Origin of the sequence: Acinetobacter defluvii, assembly GCF_001704615.3 — a bacterium.
In the GTDB taxonomy this organism is placed as follows: domain Bacteria; phylum Pseudomonadota; class Gammaproteobacteria; order Pseudomonadales; family Moraxellaceae; genus Acinetobacter; species Acinetobacter defluvii.
Map to the genome: position 1 here is coordinate 210,066 of NZ_CP029396.2, position 15,982 is coordinate 226,047.

The 15,982-nt window shown below is 35.4% G+C and carries 19 protein-coding genes; 16 read left to right on the forward strand and 3 right to left on the reverse strand.

The annotated features are described in order from the left end of the window. The first annotated feature begins 413 nt into the window (after positions 1-413). The gene (locus DJ533_RS01690) at positions 414-1,544 is read left to right on the forward strand and encodes a hypothetical protein (protein WP_005005771.1); all 1,131 of its coding nucleotides are present in this window, start codon (positions 414-416) and stop codon (positions 1,542-1,544) included. Positions 1,545-1,551: 7 nt separating this feature from the next. After that, positions 1,552-2,064, forward strand: a complete 513-nt coding sequence (locus DJ533_RS01695; protein WP_005005767.1) for a hypothetical protein — start codon at positions 1,552-1,554, stop codon at positions 2,062-2,064. Positions 2,065-2,129: 65 nt separating this feature from the next. Here the strand turns inward: DJ533_RS01695 and DJ533_RS01700 are convergent, their stop codons facing one another. After that, positions 2,130-2,783 (reverse strand): hypothetical protein, encoded by a 654-nt coding sequence (locus DJ533_RS01700; RefSeq protein WP_005005764.1) that lies wholly within the window; start codon positions 2,781-2,783, stop codon positions 2,130-2,132. A 164-nt stretch (positions 2,784-2,947) separates the two neighbouring features. Here DJ533_RS01700 and DJ533_RS01705 point away from each other — a divergent pair, with 164 nt between their 5' ends. The 7 genes from DJ533_RS01705 to DJ533_RS01735 all read left to right on the forward strand — a co-directional run bounded on the left by DJ533_RS01705 (position 2,948) and on the right by DJ533_RS01735 (position 7,843). Beyond that, entirely contained in the window at positions 2,948-3,370 is a 423-nt protein-coding gene (locus DJ533_RS01705; RefSeq protein WP_065995271.1) for a hypothetical protein, read from the forward strand. 5 nt (positions 3,371-3,375) lie between these two features. Further along, complete coding sequence (locus tag DJ533_RS01710; RefSeq protein WP_005005759.1) at positions 3,376-3,885, forward strand: hypothetical protein; 510 nt, start codon at positions 3,376-3,378, stop codon at positions 3,883-3,885. Positions 3,886-3,894: 9 nt separating this feature from the next. Beyond that, on the forward strand, positions 3,895-4,383 hold the full coding sequence (locus DJ533_RS01715; RefSeq protein ID WP_005005757.1) for a hypothetical protein: 489 nt from the start codon (positions 3,895-3,897) through the stop codon (positions 4,381-4,383). Next, positions 4,376-5,155: a M48 family metallopeptidase gene (locus tag DJ533_RS01720; RefSeq protein ID WP_005005756.1), complete on the forward strand. Its 780-nt coding sequence runs from the start codon at positions 4,376-4,378 to the stop codon at positions 5,153-5,155. Before DJ533_RS01715 ends, DJ533_RS01720 begins: the two co-directional genes overlap by 8 nt. Positions 5,156-5,170: 15 nt before the next feature. After that, positions 5,171-6,106 (forward strand): hypothetical protein, encoded by a 936-nt coding sequence (locus DJ533_RS01725; protein WP_005028393.1) that lies wholly within the window; start codon positions 5,171-5,173, stop codon positions 6,104-6,106. A gap of 49 nt (positions 6,107-6,155) precedes the next feature. Next, positions 6,156-7,288 (forward strand): IS3-like element ISAba14 family transposase gene (locus DJ533_RS01730; RefSeq protein WP_223155595.1). Its coding sequence is split into 2 segments (ribosomal slippage): positions 6,156-6,408 and positions 6,408-7,288, totalling 1,134 coding nucleotides; the frame shifts between segments, so codons are not numbered across the junction. 255 nt (positions 7,289-7,543) lie between these two features. Then, positions 7,544-7,843, forward strand: coding sequence for a hypothetical protein (locus DJ533_RS01735; protein ID WP_005005752.1), 300 nt, complete (start codon positions 7,544-7,546; stop codon positions 7,841-7,843). Between the two features lie 175 nt (positions 7,844-8,018). Here DJ533_RS01735 and DJ533_RS01740 read toward each other — a convergent pair whose 3' ends face one another. Next, positions 8,019-8,381 carry a hypothetical protein gene (locus tag DJ533_RS01740; RefSeq protein WP_005005750.1) on the reverse strand — a complete coding sequence of 121 codons (363 nt, stop codon included), beginning with the start codon at positions 8,379-8,381 and terminating at the stop codon, positions 8,019-8,021. 60 nt (positions 8,382-8,441) lie between these two features. Here DJ533_RS01740 and DJ533_RS01745 point away from each other — a divergent pair, with 60 nt between their 5' ends. Then, positions 8,442-9,188 (forward strand): hypothetical protein, encoded by a 747-nt coding sequence (locus DJ533_RS01745; protein WP_044432037.1) that lies wholly within the window; start codon positions 8,442-8,444, stop codon positions 9,186-9,188. Positions 9,189-9,287: 99 nt separating this feature from the next. On the opposite strand, the gene DJ533_RS01750 is transcribed toward DJ533_RS01745, so the two are convergent. Then, positions 9,288-9,641, reverse strand: coding sequence for a hypothetical protein (locus DJ533_RS01750; protein ID WP_044432035.1), 354 nt, complete (start codon positions 9,639-9,641; stop codon positions 9,288-9,290). Positions 9,642-9,689: 48 nt separating this feature from the next. Here DJ533_RS01750 and DJ533_RS01755 point away from each other — a divergent pair, with 48 nt between their 5' ends. The 6 genes from DJ533_RS01755 (at position 9,690) to DJ533_RS01780 (ending at position 15,501) form a co-directional block, all read left to right on the forward strand. After that, on the forward strand, positions 9,690-10,235 hold the full coding sequence (locus DJ533_RS01755; protein WP_223213854.1) for a hypothetical protein: 546 nt from the start codon (positions 9,690-9,692) through the stop codon (positions 10,233-10,235). Between the two features lie 90 nt (positions 10,236-10,325). Beyond that, the gene (locus DJ533_RS01760) at positions 10,326-11,648 is read left to right on the forward strand and encodes a hypothetical protein (protein ID WP_043041615.1); all 1,323 of its coding nucleotides are present in this window, start codon (positions 10,326-10,328) and stop codon (positions 11,646-11,648) included. A gap of 1 nt (position 11,649) precedes the next feature. Further along, the gene (locus DJ533_RS01765) at positions 11,650-12,417 is read left to right on the forward strand and encodes a hypothetical protein (RefSeq protein WP_043041614.1); all 768 of its coding nucleotides are present in this window, start codon (positions 11,650-11,652) and stop codon (positions 12,415-12,417) included. Between the two features lie 6 nt (positions 12,418-12,423). Further along, on the forward strand, positions 12,424-12,807 hold the full coding sequence (locus DJ533_RS01770; protein WP_042892771.1) for a hypothetical protein: 384 nt from the start codon (positions 12,424-12,426) through the stop codon (positions 12,805-12,807). A gap of 18 nt (positions 12,808-12,825) precedes the next feature. After that, positions 12,826-14,466, forward strand: coding sequence for an LPD1 domain-containing protein (locus tag DJ533_RS01775; protein WP_065995525.1), 1,641 nt, complete (start codon positions 12,826-12,828; stop codon positions 14,464-14,466). Positions 14,467-14,694: 228 nt separating this feature from the next. After that, complete coding sequence (locus DJ533_RS01780; protein ID WP_010591556.1) at positions 14,695-15,501, forward strand: hypothetical protein; 807 nt, start codon at positions 14,695-14,697, stop codon at positions 15,499-15,501. The last annotated feature ends 481 nt before the right edge of the window (positions 15,502-15,982 follow it).

Genomic DNA, 15,982 nt, shown 5'->3' on the forward strand with positions numbered 1-15,982 from the left:
ATGTTTTTAAATACAACGATATACAAGATTAAATATCTACCAGAAACCCTCAATACTCCATCATATATATTGCAAATCATCATATTCATTTTATGTTTTTCTTCACTTCTGTATGCGATAAACAAAATGTTTGATGAAAAGTATATCCCTACACGCAAAGAAATCTATCTATTCCTTATCTCTTTTACTATCAATAGTTTATCAATGTTTAATTTTTTAGCTACCAAATAACACTGTAATACCAAGTTCCCACCGTAGCCTAAGCAAAAGTTACCTGTTTTTTTGGGTTTTAAAAGCAGTGAACAAGGGCAGAATTAAAACACAAAAAAATAAAATTAATAGTTTTAAAAAATATTTTTTAAAACTAAATCAGTGATAATATGTAACCAACGTTAAGTTTAAGAAAGTATATTATGTCTGATATTCGCAGCATCTATTTTTACGGTAATAATAAAAGCATCAAATTGGGTAAAAACCCAATCTTAAATACTGTCTTTGAAATTTTTCCAGCCACTAAAACCCCTTTAAAGCGGATTCTTAATCATAACCACCAGTGGGTTAGTAATTGCGCTTTTTACGTGCCTAACGATGTGAAAAGTGAATGGGTTAAAACGGTAACACTTTCAATTTTGACAATCTCAATTATGGCTTCCTTCCGTAATGCAATTGCACAGCAAAAAGGGTTGTCACCAAACGATGAAGCACTTGATGAAGAGGTAGAGAACCTTGTGCCAGATTCGTTATTCAATTCTGCTATTGAATTATCGGATCTTAAAAAAAGTTTATTAGAAGTTCTGCCAAATTTAATGAGCGAATACCTTGCACAAAACTTTGGTGAATACGAAAGCATTATTACAAACGGTGTAGCTAAGCTTTTTATTGATAACCATGAATTTTTGGATAAGCAACTTGATTCTGATGCTGGAACAGATAATCAGATTTCAATGTTAAATTTTACTGACAATGCAGATGAATTATTTCACACAACAAACTATATTTTAGTCCGTATTGCTGATTCAAATGAAAACTTGAAAATCAACTTTACTAACAGCAAACCACATGCAGAACACTTAGGCCGAATTCTGCATACATTGTTGGGGGATGAAAGTTTTGAGATCTCAAAAGGTTCAATTGAGATACCTAATGACGAAGATGGCCAAGAAATTTTCATCTTTGAAAAAGAAACGAACTTTATTGATTTTTACAATTCATTATTGCTGGAAGTTAGTTTTTTTCTAGATCATGCAACAGTCTTAGAGCATATAGAAAAGTATGCACCAATTAACCAAACACTAAGCAGTTTGAGTGAGAATTTAGAAAAGAATATTAACTTTGTCATTTCTTCATTCAAAGAAACTCGCGATCTATCTGCATATTTAGAAAGCCGTGCTCAAATCATAGGGTTAATTCATGAAGCTGCACAAATCGCCAGCATTGAAATACAGCCAGTTGCTCAGGCTAAGGACCTTAAATCGTTAATTGAATCGCATCACCTGGTTACTTTTAATGATAAAGACACCTTTAAACAATTTAATTTATTTTGAGGTGAATATGAAATTTGTTATTAAAAATGGCATTGGTACACGTAAAGTCGAAGTGGATCTCGCATTAGATATACCATTGGTGCTACAAAAATCCATTTCTGTAATTGAGTATGAAGATTTCTTTAAATATTTTAGTGAGCAACATTTTCACATTTGCAAATTTAGAACGTTGAACTTTAAAGATAATAGCGTAGAGGGAAGTAGTAAGGAATTAAATCGCTTTATCTGGCTTGCTATGGCACATCAAGCTTATATGGAGCGTAAAGCTTTACTACCAAGTAAATATATTGCGGATCTAGAAGCTTCAATTTCAAGCATGTTTAATTTAGAGAGCGAATCGCGAGAATGGTACCGAGCTATTCACAAAGCCATAGATGCTTACCTTAAATCACAATTTCCTGAAGCAATAGAGTTTTTACCTTCCAACATTGCACCACTGGATGAAGTGACTAAAATTCTTATGCAAGAAGTACAGCCAGTGATACCAGTTGCAGACGAGCCAGCGAAGCTTTATAGCTGATTCTAGAAATAATTAAGACATAAAAAAACCATCTAAAAATTAGATGGTTTTTTTTGTTTGTGTTTTTATAATTTTGCGAATACTTCAGGATTGTCATTCATAAACTGTTCAATGAAATCATTGTCTAATTCGACATGTTTTGGAAGCTTCTCATGTTCACGAACAATGGATTTTATAGATTCAATATTTTGCTGATTGAAAACAGGTGTTGTACGGCTCTTATAGCCAGTATCAGCCATCGCATAGCGATCATCAAACATACCTGAAGAGGTATTAGAATCGACTTCTGAGTCGCTTATAGATAGTGTTAAGTTGCGGTCTTCAGCTAACTTTAAAATGAATTCGTCAGAGATAAAGTTACGTAGCTCATGCAGCATAGATTCAACTTTATTGTGTTTAAAAAGCACCTTTGCAATTGAACGACAAGATAAGAAACCTTTTGTGATGTTTAGATCTAGTAATTTTTGAGGAATGATTGGATCGCTTTTCTTGTTGCTATTCGCGATCTGTTCAACTTCTTCATCAGTCATAGAAGCTATAATGTTTTTAAAGAAATTGCCATATTGAAACTTTTCAATTTTCTCCAGCATTGTCACTTGTTCTGTATCTAATAAGCAAAAAGAAATAGGTTTAAGCTTGCGTTGGTCGGTTTTGCTTAAACTGCCATTTTGGTTTAAGCGGTTCTCTTTGGTTTTAGCGTTAGTTTTAGAGTTAGTCATTTTAAACACCTTTCAATATGTTTTAAACTTTGGTTAATACCAATAATCATATTATAAGTGGTTTTAGCTAAAATACAAAAAATGAACATTTTGTTTTTTTAAAAAAATCTTTTAAATGTTTTTCGTATATACTATAAGAATATCTATCTTAAAAGGTATAACTCGTGATTAAAACTGATACAGGCGATACGGTTGGAGGGGGTTTAACGAATCCTCAGGATGAAGTTCTAGCATTGTTAGAAGAGTGCTTAAACTCTGAACAATATACAGCTCGTATTACTTATATTTGTGAAGATGGCGGTCAATTAGTAGGTAAAAAGGCAGCTTTAAAGATTTTAAAGGAACAAGAGGACAATGGTTTAATGCTGGTTCCAATACCAGTCTTAGGAAAACAACTAAGAGTCTGGAGTGGTTTAAGTAAAACCAAAATGTCTAGTCACACAGGATTGTACAACAATATACAGTGGTCAAACTTTGAAAGTGGCGAAAAGTTAATAACAAAGCAAGCGTGGACATTACTTCAACTTAGACTTGGGGTTCATCCAAAATACAAATTGGTTTTAAAAAATGAATTAGATGTCGAGTGAATTATATGTTAGTGAAATTAGCCCTTAGTGGTCATGCTTCTCCAGAAGCTTTAAGTAAATTTGAACGTATCAAAGCGTATGTGCCAGATAGCGCACCTGTTTTGGTCACATACTTTAATAAACAAGTTTTATTAAGTGATCTACTGGTTAATTTTTCTAATTTTTTACCATCGCTCGAAATCACAAAAGATAAAGACATGCTGGTTACGATTAGAGGAAATGAAACACCTTTAGTCGAATTTATTGTCAATTTAAAACTATACAGCATGAAATTAGGCAAACTTTTCTTTGAATTTGAGAATCAATTTAAAGAAAAAGAGCAAGACTTTAAGGGCTTTATTAAACGTCACAAACTTAAAGGTTTTGATCATGCCAATTTTGTTAATTACGTGAAACTAGGTGCATATGATAGTGCTTTAGACATTATCAAACACCAGTACGAAAGCGTTAAAAAAACATTCTTTGTACTGTTTAAAGATCGTTTCACCCTATTAGAAAGCAAGGGTTTTATTTAAGGATATTCTATGGAAATGTTAGATCCATCAAACACAAACCCTGGGCTCTTTTTAGTCATAATGGCTACGGCAATTGGTACCATACTTTTTGGTTTTTTAATTGTCGCTTTAATTGCACGATATAAGTTCAAGATTAGAGTTACGGTATCTAGTTTTATAGCTGCAGTTACTTTATCTGTATTTAGCTTTATATGCTTTGGTTCACTTGGTCCGATGGAACCTAAATACAGTACTTCAGTTGTTCAGCTTTATGCGTTGGGCTTACTGGCTGGTACTTTAATATTAAATATAGTTCTTCTGAAATTATTCAGCCCTAAAACTATTGAACAGTTAGCTTTGAAAGGTTTTAATAAGTCAGAAAATGAACAAAAAGAGCATTACAAAAACATCTTAAAAGAGTTTAAATGTATTACTGATTTGGAAGATAAAAACAAGCTTAATAAGCGCAGTTTTAACTTGTTAAATGTTTTTAAACATAAAGGAAAACAAAATGTTTGATTTTAAGATGAAATCTTTGTGTGTTTTGGCTGTTGCCGGATCTCTTTTAACTGGTTGCGTATCTAGTACTATTGATGGAATGGGTTCTAAACGCAAACAAATCATGTTGTATTCTGAAAAAGAATATCTTCAGCAAAGTACTCAGTCTTACAACAACATCATCACGACTGCTAAACAGCGTGGATTGATTGTGAATAACGCTCAAGTAAATAGAGTAGCAAAACGTCTTATCGCACAAGTTCCACATTATCGAGCTGACGCAGCAAATTGGAATTGGGAAGTTAATACAATCCGAGATAATGAAATCAACGCGTTTTGTCTATCTGGAGGCAAGATCGGTGTGTTGACTGGTTCTATCACAAAAATTAATGCAACTGATGATGAATTGGCTGCACTGATCGGCCACGAAATTGCACATGCTTTACGTGATCATGGGCGTGAAAAGGTAAGTAAAAAGCTTTTAACTGGTTTAGGTGTGCTTGCAGCTAGTTCGGCTGGTCTTGGTGACATGGTTGTATCTGGCACAAGTTTACTAGGCGATTATGGGGTTAACTTACCTGGTTCGCGCAAACTTGAAAGTGAAGCGGATCTTCTAGGTGTTGATATTATGGTTCGTGCTGGTTACAACCCACAGGGCGCAGTCAGCTTTTGGAATAAAGTAGTAGCCCAAGAAAAACAGGGCACTAAAATTGATTTCTTATCAACGCATCCTACTTCAGAAAAAAGAATTGTAGCGATCCAAGAATACATCAACCAAAATTACAGGAAATAATATAAGGAGCTGGTTATGGATATTTACACAGTTATCCGAGTGAGCAAAAAGTTGTTTGACCACGGTTATGTTGTAATACCAGAACACAAAGTAGATTTTAAATCGGCTTTACTGCTCTTAAATGAACAAACCGTTGATGATCGATTTCTAATATCTAAAGATATAGTAGGTGCTGAAATCAGAGGGAATTTTGCCTTAATTGAAAAGGAGGGGAAGTTTCAATTGTTTACCAAAGGAATAGATTACTTTTGTTTGAATGTTGAGCCTGAAAAATCCAGTACTGATCCTAAACCTGAAAAAGAGGTAAAAAAGAGTAAAGTAGTTCTCAAAAACCGTTATTTATATAAAAGTGGCGTGAAGAAGATAGGGGAGCTGGACACGTACAAGAAAAGAAGCGTCAAGATTACGAATGTAGGAAAACCATTTGTACTAAAACAAAAATTGCATGACGTTCCAGATTGGCTTTTTGAAAAGCTAAAAGACCAAGATGTATGTTGGATCTATTTTGAATATGCTGAAGAACAATTATCAGAGGCACCAATAGAAACTGCACCAATCAATTTAAAAAGTGACATTGAAAGTTGTGTTAAATACTTTAAGTTACATGGTGAAAAAACAAGAAAAAAACCAATTATCAATGCTGAAGCACCAGGTAACGTAAACCTATTCAGATATTGTGATTTACGGCGCATTGATCAGGAATTAAAAGTCTTATTTGTTTGTAGTGAAAACTATCTTTGGTTACTGGAACAAAATAGACAAGATCCACTACCTAACATCAAATTAAACAATATTAGTTTTGGCGGTTGGATCATTCCCAAGACGACAAACCAAGATATGTTGAATAAGCTAATAATGTTAGATAAAGAATTAAAAACGAATCCAGATGCTTATCTTCTAAGTGTACGAGAGAGAGATGGATCCGTAAATTTGAACAACTCCTATAAGTGATATTCTGCTCCTCAAATGATGTTATAAACATCAATATATGGAGTATTTTATGGCACGTAGACCAAGAAGAAATCATTCAAATGATTTTAAAGCTAAGGTAGCACTTGCTGCGATTAAAGCAGAAAAAACACTTGCTGAATTGAGTGCTGAGTTTGATGTTCATCAAAACCAAATTATTGACTGGAAAAATCAATTGATCTCAGCTTCCTCGCAAGCTTTCGATCAATCAAAAGCTCCAACAGAACCACCCATCGATCTAAAAAAACTACATGCAAAAATCGGTGAGCAGGCATTAGAAATTGATTTTTTAGAAGGTGTGTTGAAGAAACTGGGCCGCTTCAACCACAAAAGTTAATCGACGACTCACTTCAGATTTCAGTATCTAAGCAAGCTAAGCTGCTGAAAGTCTCCCGTGGTTGTTATTACTATCGCCCAAAACCTGTGAGTGCATCAGATCTGAAGCTGATGCGATGTATTGATGAATTACATATGCAATATCCTTTTGCAGGCAGTCGTATGATGCGTGATTTGTTGAATCGTCAAGGACATCATATAGGACGACGTCATACACGTACTTTAATGAAGAAAATGGGTATTCAGGCGTTATATTGCAAACCAAATTTAAGCCAGGCTAATCAAGCTCACCGTAAATATCCATATCTGCTCAAAGGGTTGGCTATTCAGCGCAGTAATCAAGTGTGGTCTACGGATATAACGTATATCCCTATGGCAAAAGGCTTTGTTTATTTATGTGCTGTGATTGATTGGCATAGCCGCAAGGTACTTGCGCATAGGGTATCGATTAGTATGGAGGTGGATTTTTGTATTTCGGCTTTAAATGAAGCAATTGAAAAATATGGTCGACCTGAAATATTTAATACAGACCAAGGCAGCCAGTTTACCAGTGATGCATTTATTGATGTATTGAAATCAAATGGCATTCAAATCAGTATGGATGGTAAAGGTCGATGGGTAGATAATGTGATGGTTGAACGATTATGGCGGAGCGTTAAATATGAAGAGGTGTATCTCAAAGCTTATAGCAGTGTCACAGATGCGAAAAAGCAATTAAGTGCATATTTTGAGTTTTATAATTTGAAACGACCTCATTCGAGTCTAGACAAAATGACACCAAATGAGTTTTACTATGATCAGCTACCCCAACAAAACAAGGTGGCTTAACTAGAGCGGAATATCACTTATAAATACGCTTTTAGTTGTTCAAACAAGTGGGACCACCTCTAGAGTAAAGTACTCTCGTACAATAACTATTGTAATGCTACTAATTAAGTTGCTTAAATCTAAATAATTAAACATAGCTGCAAACATGAATCTCAATTTTTTATTCGGCTTTATCATAATTATTGTTGGCGGTGGTGCAGCAATAGTTGCGCTTCGTTCAATGTTAGAAAATGAAATTTTTATGAAGGATAGTATATGGCTATGAATAATTCTAAATTCGATAAATACTTATTGCGCTCATTTTTAAAAAATACTGGACTTGCAATAATTTCAATTAGTGCAATAGCATTGGTTATATTTGCATGTTATGTGGTTTATATAGGAATAGGAAAAGCATCAACTTATGTATTCAATAACTTTGTACTAACTCTAAAAACTATTGGCTATATCGTATTATTTTTAATCGCTTTAAATTTAGTTATCTGTTTTATTGAAAATGTTATCAAAGAAGCCAATCAAAAAAGGAGTGAAGATAGTTCAGAAGATAATGTATGAGGGTAATAAAAAGTATCATACTGGCTTACTCTCAACACTTTGATTTTTTGGTCTTTATCTCCATCAAGTGTATTTTCTAAAATATAGTATGAATCTTTTACCCTCATACACTAAGGGGTTAAGAAAGGTTTCGGCAAGAAACGCCCCTCAACAAAACACCTACGATAAAAAAGTTTTAGTGATCGTGGTGATCTGTATCAATTACGTCATTATTGTTTGCATTAAACTTAGCCTGCTCTTTATAAAAATTATAGTCGGCATTGTCGTATACAAGCTCTTTTGGGTAAGGGATACCCATTTCATCAAGCTTTAAAGCGTAATAATGCGGTATTGGCTTGGTTGGATTGAAGTATGGTTCAGGGTAGTACTGAGTAACGACTTTAGCGGAGTAGGAATTAACGAGTTGATCTACATCGCTTTCTATTGTTTTTTGTTGGTCATTGTAATAAGAGTCAACAAGCTCTTTGTCTGAGTGGCTTGCTGCACAACCTGAAAATATTAAAGGTATTAAAATAGCGATAATTCTATAATGTTTCATTTTAAATAGGCCCAGGTGTAGTGTATATTTAATGGAACGTTAAAATACTTTAGATTATACATGACTTTTAAAGATGCTGTAACACCACCTTTTAGCAGAGGAAAAAGAGAACATAAGTTCTTGGCTAAAATGTTAAAATCTGAAAAAGATAAGATTAAGCTTTATACCAAAAGCTTAAGAAAAATTACTTTTAATGAGCTTTTAATTAGAGCAACTTTAATCTTAGTTGTGGTTTTTGCGTTAAGTTTTTGTATCTTTGGCGTATACCTATCTTTGAACGGTTTATTTTCAAAAGATGTGCATTTAGGAATTATTGGCATTATAGGTGATAGTAGTAGAATAATATTATGTACCATCTCAGCTATATTGTGTGCGGTTACAGCCTTCAAATTGTTTAAGAAAGCAAAAATTGACTGGAAAGAACATCAGTCATCAAAACGATATGCCAAAGCAATAACGAAAGAGTACCAGTCATTAAATAATTTGATTTTGGAACAGATTAAACAAGATAAAACAGGCAGTTATTGGCTGAACAGCAAAGAGATCCTGAGCATAACAGAGCAATACGAAGATAACATAAATGAAAACACAAAAGATTATCTGGTAAGTTTTACGCAAGATACGACTAAAAAGTATGTTAGGTTTTACATATATAATAATTCGCATATCTCTAATGGGTATACCAATGTTTTACATATACACTCGACTACTTTAACAATTTATTCACATTGTCTAAGTTATTCGGATTCGTTAAGTGTTAAAGACCTTTTAGCTATTTCTGTTAAAAGTATTTGCATAAATTATTAGTTTTACTATAATACTTTTAAGAACAAAATTTAAATGTTTCTTACGACATTAAAAGAATGGGAGGCTTATAGCTTCCCATTTTTCTTTTTAAAATAACTATTATTTTTCTAAAACATCATTTGCCTTTTTCTCAAAACCCTTAACTTCTGCTAAAAGTTCTTTATTTTGGGCCATTGTGTCAGTAAAGGTCTGTTTCGAGAATTTAATGAATTCCAATGCATCATTGATTGATTGTTCTTTGCTGGGCTTCACGTACTTAGGCAGCTTATTGAATTCAGTATCCACATTTCTATTGATCGCAGAAAAGTCTTTATCAAGCGACTCGAATGCTGCACTGGTTGACTCAAGCTGTATACGTTCAGAAACTCTATGGTCGATGTTTTGGAACACCAGGAACACACATACAAAAACTAAACTAGCAATTAAACTATTTTTTAGAACAACTGTATCCATTTTTAAACCCTTTAACATTTCTTTGATATTTTTAGTATAATCACTTCAATGTCTTTAAAACTTTTTTTAAAAAATATGTCTAAAGCCTCTAACGTTGAGCTATTAAACTTTTATAGTCTTGTGGAAGTACCTTTTAAATATGCTCACAAAGAGGTGTTGTTCTCCATTTCTATTTTATATTTTAACGGTAAAACTAAATCATACGTTCATTATCACAAATTTGAAGATGAAGAATTGCAGACTGTTCTAGGGTATGTGGTTTCGGAGAGTCTGGCGTGGACCTTTGGATCTTTGAAAACTGATAAATTCACTGTTAATCAGAATTTTATTTTCAATACAGTGCAAGAAGTTGAAAAATGCCTTAAAGAACAAATAAATGCTGTATATAAAAGCACGGGTATAAATGCTAAGTTTTCCATGCAATATGCCTTAAAGGATAAGCCATCTGCAGAAAACAACGACTTATTAGAGAAGATATTTGCGATTGATAAAATGCTACCATTTGCTTTTACATTTAATATTAACGGCGGTTATGAAGTTGCATTAAAAGAATGTTCGTTAAAACTAATTAATGATATTGGTTTTTTCGCTTAAAAGTCCTTAAACTATTAAATACCACTTCATTAATACTTATTTTTAATTATAATGTGGGGTATTAGTAGTTTTAAGTTAGGTCATTAAGTAGTGAATAAGAAAACCCTTACCATAGCGATATTGTCAGTTTTACTATTTGGTTGTGATAAGTTAGAGCCTTCAAATACTGATACTGCATCTCAAGAAGAACAAATAGATCCCATTGAAAAGAAAGTTGAGGAACAAGTTCGCAAATATGATGAACGTGTTACCACTTACAATCCATCTAACTACAAATTACCTCAATCAAGCCTTTCTACCACCAACCACAAAGTAGCGTGTAATTTTGGTGTAGGGGGAGATCTACCAGCTTTGGCATCAAATGGCATGTTCTCACAGCCGTTATATCGTATTGAAGCTGAGCAGATCATGGATAAAGTTCAGGGCGATGTGATGTATGCCCCTTATTCAATCGCAACATCTGTTGAGGGTGATGTTTTATATGAATCTGAAATTGATAGCTTTGATCGACAGCTAAATACATTACGAAGTTATCAAATTAAATCATCTGAACAAAATATCATTTCGTCATCTGGCTTTTACACCAATTCAAACAAAGCTGTTCGTATGGCACCTATCCGCAGTTACCCGGTTGCTTATGTGAAGCGCTTGGACGGCGATATTGTTTCTACATCTATGTTTAATGATGCATGCGACAAAGAAGTAGGTGTACGTAACTACAAATGGCGCGAAATTGATGTGTCGGGCAAACCATATGCAAGTTTGGCATCCACTGTATCTGAGCAGATTGTTCGGGTGAATCAGTTTGGCATGTTCACCAGTGCATCAAATTTTTACAGCTACTTCAGTAGTGAGTTTGGCAACTTCTTGGCTGCAAATAACAAGTTTAGATCCGCATTGGAGAAATCAGGACGTTTCCCTAAAGGTTCAAAAATCTACGTTCCATCTGAGATTAAAACGTCTGATGAAACACTGGTGATTACGAAGAACCCTGAGCTTGAAATTACAGACTTCCAAAAAGACAAGGTTTTAGAGGCATACAACAAAGAGGCCAAAATGCGGAATCTTGGCCAGATCGTATTCAAGGTCTACAACCTCAAAAACAATACTGTTTTCTATACACCATGGAATGAAACCAAGCACCGTGAAGCGGTCGAGTTTGAACCTATTGTTGTTATCGATGGCAAGGCTTATTCAGCAGTTTGGCATGTTCCTAATACTTTGACATTCAATGATTCGACCAGTGCTGGAAACTTAACGTATTACAACGCTACGGCGCATAACGCATTCGTCAATGCTGTTAAAGGTATATACCAAGGTCAGCAAAGCATGGTTGGTACAGAGCACGAAGATGATACCGAATATTCAATGAAGACTGCAGTTGAATACCAGAAAGCTCAGGCAGAGAAATAATATGGAATTAAGCACTATTGAAAAGAATACCGAAGCTCAAGACATTCAATCTGATGCGTATGACCAGCGTGTACATTCAGTATTGATAGTACCTGAACATGCCCTAAAAAAAATTGAGTCGATGATTTTGGCTACTGGTCATGTACAAAGTGACAGTACCAATCTTTTAGAAGTTTTAAGGCCAATGCCTGAAGAATTCAGAAAAGACGTTGATAACACCGAATTTACAGAAAAAGAAAACGGCGACATCGGTGATGCAGCCGTGGTCATTGTTGATGGTTTGATTCACGACACAAAACGCGGTGTTTGGATCTCTCAAAATTGGGGTTGTGGTAGTCCTAAATTCACCAAGCTTATTCAGGCTGGAGCTGAGCCACCAATTGAACTGATTGGCAAAAATAAGGGGGATAAGTTTAGTGCGACTTTAACGCACGAATTTCAAAAAGCGTATGAGCGAATGGGTTATACCCAAAAACAGGTCGGTTTTATACACATCCTATCAAATGGTGCACCAACGACTTTCTTTAACTACCTGAGTGACGAATTGCTGTGCAAACTGGAATTCATATCAGTAGACAACAACCGTTTAAACGCCTCACAAACTAACTTTTACAGTGCCGTAGAGCGAGGATCTGTTTCAGATTGGGGAGTGAGCTATCACAGAAAACCTTTTAACTTAGAAAATTACCCGATCAATTCTCTATTGGTGTCGGGATTAACAATAACTTTTATTTTGTACCTGATTTACAGCTATCTTTTTGGAGCTTAATAACAAATGAAATATTTAAACAGACCATCTCAAAACCGCGAAAACCATCATTACTTTAATCAACAACAGGGCGACAATAGAAAACAGCACAATCCGAACCATCATCACCACTCTATTAGCTTAAATGATGTATTTCGGTCGTTATTAGCCCTTACTCAACTAGACAAAGACATCCCGACATTGATCAAGCTTTTTGAAGAACAAGGGCTTGAAATATGCGAAACGCGTGTACGCACTTGGTCAACACCCGTGCATATCAACAATAGACCAATACCACACATTATTTTTGTTGGCTTTATGAAATTACTTGAGCGCATCAATGCTGAAGCGAAACTCAAAGATATTAATCTGTTTGATCTGTCAGAGATCTTGGACGATATACGCAACTAACAATTAAGTGGTTTAGCTATGACTGAAGAAATAAATAGTAATGAAAAAAAAGATGGTCCTATTACGGATGTAGGTAAAAAGTTTGCTGGTGCACGTAAAGACAACCCATCACCAGACTTTTCAGGCAACATGAATGGAATTAAGTCTGACAGCCTAGTGACTAAAAAGGAATATTGGCAAAAGCCTGATTTTAGAGCTGATGCCCAATCTGGCCACAAACCTGTAAAACATGCACTATTATTTTCTTTGGTCTATGCAAACTTAACCAACAAGCCTTTAGGGGGTGGTTGGTTTAGCATAGGTCAAAAGCAATGGGATGATGCCTACATTGCTACACTACACTTCTTAAAAAACAAATATGAAAGCTCACACTACGAACTTTTAGAACAACTGACAGACGACTTTAATGCGTACATGACCGTTAAGTTTGGTGCTGGACGAAGTGAAAAAGATATTTTAGAACGCTACTCAGCTGGACGACATACCAATCGCAGAGTTAAACACCCACTATCATTTAGTTCAGACACACAGTTACGCTTAAATAATCTAATCCCTTTAGGATGGCCAGACGATCGTGTACTTGATGCAGATAATTATGGTGCCAAAAAGTTATTAAACACTGAGACTGGTCAATATAAGTGGTATGCCGTTAAATCCATTTCAGCAAAGCGCTTTCAAACACTAGATAATTGGACAGAATACGACACATTCGATGCAGCACTAGAAAAAGTAAAAACATTTTTTCAGCCAATTTTAGATGAACGAGTCATAGAACCCAAAAAAGGACGCGCAAAACCCCCAAAAAGACCGCGCTACGACAGAGTTGAAGTACGCGAGGGTAAGGACCATCGAAAGGGTGAAAACATCGATAGCCAGTTGCTTATGGACTATTTCAAATTTTCTGGAGTCGAGTTCGGTAATTGGGTAAATCAAAAGGAACGTGCATGGTTTCTGAATTGCACGTATGACTCACTAATGGATCTTGTCGAACTTCTAGGTCTACCCGTTACGTTCGCATCTTTAGGCGGTAAGCTAGGAATAGCATTCGGTTCGCGTGGCACAGGCGTTGATAGCGCAGCAGCTCACTTTGAACCAGGTAATATGCTTATTCATTTGACCAAGACGCAAGGTGTTGGAGCACTAGCCCATGAGTTCGCGCACGGATTTGATTGTGTTTTGGCAAAACGAAACGGACTCAATAATAACTTTTTTAGCGAATACTTTCTTTACACCAGTAAAGGGCGTTACTCAGTACAGAATCATCAAGAGTCAGCATACAAACATCTTAAAGATGGCCAGACTGCAGATAAGTTTATCAAGCTGGTTAATTATCTTACTTTTAAGTCAACCAAATACCTTGATTACGAAGAAAGACAAGGCGGTACGGGCTTTATGAATAACGCCATGCACCTAGATCAATCACGGTCAATGTATTGGTCACAGCCAACAGAAATCTTTGCCAGACTGTTTGAATGTTGGGTGACGGATAAGCTGGCTGAAAATGATCAACAAAATGGGTTTTTGGTGCACGGCACAGAAGAGTCGGCAAATAGTTGGAATATGAAGTTAAGCGCATATCCAACAGGCAGAGAACGGGCAATTTTAGTTGATTTGATGGATGATTGGCTAAAAGCATTAGTGAGGTCGTGGACGAAATGAATGCAATCACTAAGACCTCAAAAAAAGAACGGATCTTATTCAATAATCCCAAAGCAACACGACTTTACAGGGAAGCAATAACAGAGCTTATTGCGTTTAAACCTTGGGAAGTTAACGCCACTGAGAATATGCTTACGATCTGCAACACCTACCGCTATGTCGTGAATAAACGTTGTTGTTTAGGGTACGAGTTTTGGTGTTACGACCGAAGCGAAAAAGAATGGGTACGTGTTAAGCCCTCAAGCGGTCGCCACAACTATGGGAAAAACTGGTGCAAAACAAATGACAAAAACAATGGTCTACAAGGCAGTAAAACGAGCAGATTTTGAGTATTCAAACGCAGCGCGTGGATACGTGTATCGGGGAGAGAAAATATCTGATGCTGAAGCGGAAAAACTAAAGCATAAATGGGCTAAAAAAGACCTGATGGACAATGCAAAAAAAGATGGATCGTTCACACCAGAATCATTAGAAATGTTCAAAACCTTGGTGAATCATGTATCACCACGGGAGTTGACCGCCAAACAGCAAGCTTTGACATACCATAGCCTTAAACGCTACACAGATTGCGTATTTAACCTTTATGAAGTCACCGCTAAACAAACACCTCCAGCAAAACTAAAACGACCGTACAGCATGCCTAGACTGGATGGTACGGATAACCCTTGGAACCAAGGCAAACGAGAAAACGATGTCTATATATACAAGGGGATTGAGTACAAAGGCATTGAAGCGGAAACAGCAATGCATAAAGTGGTGATTGCATCAGAATTAACGGCAATTGCCGGATTGGATAATCAGTTAGCGAATCTGGCCAACGAAACAGGTGTAGCGTTGTTTTCAGAATTTATTGAAGTTGCACACCAGAACAATGATTTAAAGGATTTAACATATGTAGTTTTTGATTATGTAAAACATCTAATTGTGACGATTGATCGCTATTTTGATTTAAAACTGAAATCTAACGTGTCGGTCAGTATTTCAGTGAACCGAGTAGCTGGCTATTCAAGGTATAGCATAGTTCAACGGAAATAGACGCACGAACGCAACCAGTGACATTACATGTGTCGTCAATGACAGCTTATGTGTCTCGAACGTGCACGTAATTTTGGATTGATTGGTTTGAATGCAGAAAATGTAAATTATGCAAAGTAACACCATGAATATAGCTGATGATTGTACGGTAGTACGTAGACCGTATCAAAGAATGACGACAGCTAACATGCTTAAGATTTGTTATAATAAACAAATTGTTAGTATCTAAACGACACATGAGCTGTCATTTTTTGGAAATTGCGACTACCCTATTCATTTTAATTCGAACTTTAACTTATGTTCACCTGAAGTCTAGTTAATAAAACTTTTAATAATTTTATTTATTATTTTCAATAACTTATATAAATAAAAAAATAATTATAAATTTTTGGTTCATGAACCTAATGAATTTATTGATACTTTTATAAAATAGAGTTAATTTGTCCGAGAGATATGGGTAGATATCTATTTTTGGTCTTTT